The organism is Phyllobacterium chamaecytisi, from assembly GCF_020164455.1.
Classification (GTDB): Bacteria; Pseudomonadota; Alphaproteobacteria; order Rhizobiales; family Rhizobiaceae; genus Phyllobacterium; species Phyllobacterium chamaecytisi.
In genome coordinates, this window is record NZ_JAIQWW010000053.1 from 1 (window position 1) to 3,441 (window position 3,441).

Below are 3,441 nucleotides of genomic sequence, written 5' to 3' on the forward strand. Positions count from 1 at the left end.
GTCTCGATCGCGTCATGGAAAGCGGGTTTTGAGCGATCCAAGGCGCTATCGCCGTTTAAAATGTCAACGGATCCCGCTTCATAGTTTTGCCTCCGATAAAGCAAAGGAGGCCCTTGATGCGAGGCGTTTATGTTCGGAAGAAGAGTGTTGTTAAGGAGCGGCTGAAGGCTGGGCTGGCCGCCGCATATGTTGATGACTTCACAGAGTGGCTGCGACAGCGACGGTACACCGAGAAGACAATCGTCGAATGTATCCGTCTGCTCGCAAGTTGGACAAACTGGGCGCGGTCGGAAGACTATACGCTCGACACGATCCGCAGTGCGTACAGCGCCTCCTTCGCGCTGATCCGAAATGGACATCGGCCCCGGTTCCGCGGTGACGTCAACAAAGACTCAGTCGAGATCGCCAAGCTGTTCATCAGCTATCTCGAGAATACCGGCGTGTTGCCGTGCTTGCCGGCGAAACCGGAGCTACCAATCGTGGCCGCATTCACGATCTGGGCGCGCGAACAGCATGGTCTGGCCGAAACGACCCTTGGAACCTACCAGGGCGCCGTTATCCCGTTCGTCGAGGCTGTCGGCGACGACACCTCGGCGTATGATGCCGAAGTGATCAGGGCATATATGCTTGAGCGCGCCGGAACAGTATCGGTCGCGCGCCTGAAAGGCATCGGCGTTGCCGTCCGCGCGTTCCTGCGCTTCCTGATCGCGACGGGGCAGTGCGCACCGGGGCTGGATCATGCGATGCCCAATGCGGCGGGGTGGCGGCTTGCCTCCGTCCCGCGGTTCCTGCCTGAGGCCGATATTGCGCGGATCATCGCTGCATGCGATGGCGAACGCCGTCTTCGCGATCGCGCGATCATCCTGCTGCTCGTTCGGCTTGGTTTGCGCGCGAGTGAGGTAGCGCGACTCACCTTTGACGATATCGACTGGCGGCAAGGAACCATCCGGCTGCATGGAAAAGGCCGGCGCGAGGAGTTGCTTCCGCTCACCCAAGATATTGGTGATGCAATCATCGACTATATCGAGCGCGGACGCCCGAAGCTGTCGGAACATGCCATATTCCTCACGGAATCCGCCCCGATACGGCCGATTGACCGCATTGCGGTCAAGTGCTTGGTCAAGCGCGCGCTGACGCGGGGCGGCGTCGAAAGCACTTACAAGGGCGCGCACGTCCTGCGCCACTCGGCCGCGACCGCGATGCTACGGCATGGGGTCAGCCTGACGGGTGTTGGCACCGTGCTGCGGCATCGCTCGCCAGCCATGACTGCACATTACGCCAAGGTCGATATAGCGCTCTTATCGTCGATCGCGCAGCCCTGGCCGGGGAGGCAGCCATGCTGATCGACGACGCCAATCGCTATATCGCACTGCGTCGGTCACTCGGCTTCAAGCTCGAAAAGACCGGGCGTCATCTCAGTTGTTTTACCCATTACGCAAAGGAACACGGAGACATCCATGTCCGCGCTGCCACGGCATTGGCTTGGGCGGAAGCCGTTTCTTCGACCCGAGACAGTCGCTACCGGCGACTTCAGGAAATAGCTCTTTTTGCGCGCTTCCTCCATGCGGAAGATCCCGCGCACGAGGTGCCGAATTATCATCTCTTCTATCGCCCAAAGTCGCGGCCGGCACCGTACATCTATAGCCCCGAGGAAATCGTGCGCATGCTGGATGCGGCCGGCCGATTGAGGCGCCAAAAACCGAGCCCGCTCAGGCGGCACGTTCACGTGATGCTTCTGGGGCTGCTGGCATCGACCGGCTTGCGTGTCTCCGAAGCATTGAACCTGATGCTTGGCGACCTACTGCCCAACGGCGTGCTGCACATCCGTCAGACGAAGTTCAACAAGAGCCGCCTCGTTCCGATGCACGCGAGCGTGGTTGACGCTCTACATGCCTATCTCGTAGTCCGCCAGCGCATTGCCGGAACCGACGACCATCTATTCCTGTCGGTGAATGGCAAGCCGATGAGCCATAGGACCACCGTCCATAGCAACTTCCAGGTTATCCTGGCCGCCGCGGGTGTCGGCCAAGATCAATCACGCCGACCGCGTATCCATGACCTGCGTCATACTTTTGCGACACGCGTGCTGGAGCAATGCGCGACACGGCGTGAGAGTGTTGCGCGCGACTTCATCGCGCTATCAACTTACCTCGGTCACGGGAACATCAAGCATACCTACTGGTATCTGGAGGCCACGCCCGATCTAATGGCCGATATTGCCTCGGCAGCCGAAGCGCTCGTTGCCGGGGAGGTCGCATGACGCCGATCGCTCCACTCATCACCGGATTCCTGCGCGAGCATATGCCGCATCAACGCGGTTACAGCCCACTGAGCTGCGACGCTTATGCACATGGCTTCAGACTGCTGTTCGCGTTCGCATCGAAACGACTGCGCACGCAGCCGTCACGGCTCCAACTCGAGCAGATCGACGCTGACATGGTCCTCGCGTTCCTGTCTCATATCGAGCAGGATCGCGGCAACAGCCCCGCAACGCGCAATTTGCGGCTCGCGGCGATCAAGGCATTCATGCGTTATGTCGAGTTCAAATGCCCGGGCGCGTTGCAGCAAGTTGCGCAGATCAACGCCATCCCTGGCAAACGTCACGACCAGAAGCTCATCCGCCATCTAACCATGGAGGAGGTGCGTGCGGTGCTCAACACGCCTGATATTAGAACCCGCTTGGGCATCCGCGACCGAGCGATGCTTCATCTGTGCTTCGCGGCCGGTTTGCGCGTCTCCGAACTGGTCGGCCTCACGCTGGATCGCGTCACCTTGCAACCTTCAGCGAGCATCCTGGTTCATGGCAAGGGTCGTCGCGAACGTAGCCTTCCTCTTTGGAAGGAAACCTCTCGCGACCTGCGAGCGTGGCTTGCGGTGCGCGGAACGCCTTCGGCGCCTGAACTGTTTGTCAACGCGCAAGGCGGCGCAATGACGCGCGACGGCTTCGAATACATCCTCGCAAAACATGCTGCTGTCGCCGCTCGTACCTGCCCGACGCTGGTCGGACGCACACTGACGCCGCACCTGCTGCGGCACAGTTGCGCGGTGATCATGCTACAGGCAACCCGTGACATCCGAAAGGTCGCCTTGTGGCTGGGGCACGCCGATATCCGCACCACGGAAGTTTACCTTCGTATGGATCCCACCGAAAAGCTGGAAGCGGTCGAAGCGGTAATTCCGCCAGAGCTGCGGCGCGGGCGGTTCAAGGCACCGGACGCCTTGATCGCCTCCTTGTTGACCGACATATCTCCTTAGCCGGAACGACGGCAGCACCGGGGCGGCCGCGACAGGTAAGGTTGTCTGGGACGGCCCTCGACTTTGCAAAGTATCCGATCGGTTGCGGGCCATTCGCTGGGAACGAAGAACCGGACAACTTACTTCTTGTCGTTACCGGCGCCCAACCGCCACCGATGAACCCGCTTTCCATGACGCGATCGAGAT

The 3,441-nt window shown here is 60.4% G+C and carries 3 protein-coding genes; all 3 read left to right on the forward strand.

The annotated features are described in order from the left end of the window. The first annotated feature begins 116 nt into the window (after positions 1-116). Genes LB462_RS30800 through LB462_RS30810 form a run of 3 tightly spaced genes read left to right on the forward strand, consistent with a single transcriptional unit; the run spans position 117 to position 3,255 of the window. Complete coding sequence (locus LB462_RS30800) at positions 117-1,343, forward strand: tyrosine-type recombinase/integrase (protein WP_224515914.1); 1,227 nt, start codon at positions 117-119, stop codon at positions 1,341-1,343. After that, complete coding sequence (locus tag LB462_RS30805; RefSeq protein WP_224515916.1) at positions 1,337-2,260, forward strand: tyrosine-type recombinase/integrase; 924 nt, start codon at positions 1,337-1,339, stop codon at positions 2,258-2,260. The genes LB462_RS30800 and LB462_RS30805 overlap by 7 nt, the downstream gene beginning before the upstream one ends. Next, on the forward strand, positions 2,257-3,255 hold the full coding sequence (locus LB462_RS30810; protein WP_224515917.1) for a tyrosine-type recombinase/integrase: 999 nt from the start codon (positions 2,257-2,259) through the stop codon (positions 3,253-3,255). The genes LB462_RS30805 and LB462_RS30810 overlap by 4 nt, the downstream gene beginning before the upstream one ends. Positions 3,256-3,441 lie beyond the last annotated feature (186 nt).

Bases quoted from the DNA above. Each gene is read 5' to 3' on its own strand.
- LB462_RS30800 (WP_224515914.1), top strand. From the start codon at position 117: ATGCGAGGCGTTTATGTTCGGAAGAAGAGTGTTGTTAAGGAGCGGCTG.
- LB462_RS30805 (WP_224515916.1), top strand. From the start codon at position 1,337: ATGCTGATCGACGACGCCAATCGCTATATCGCACTGCGTCGGTCACTC.
- LB462_RS30810 (WP_224515917.1), top strand. From the start codon at position 2,257: ATGACGCCGATCGCTCCACTCATCACCGGATTCCTGCGCGAGCATATG.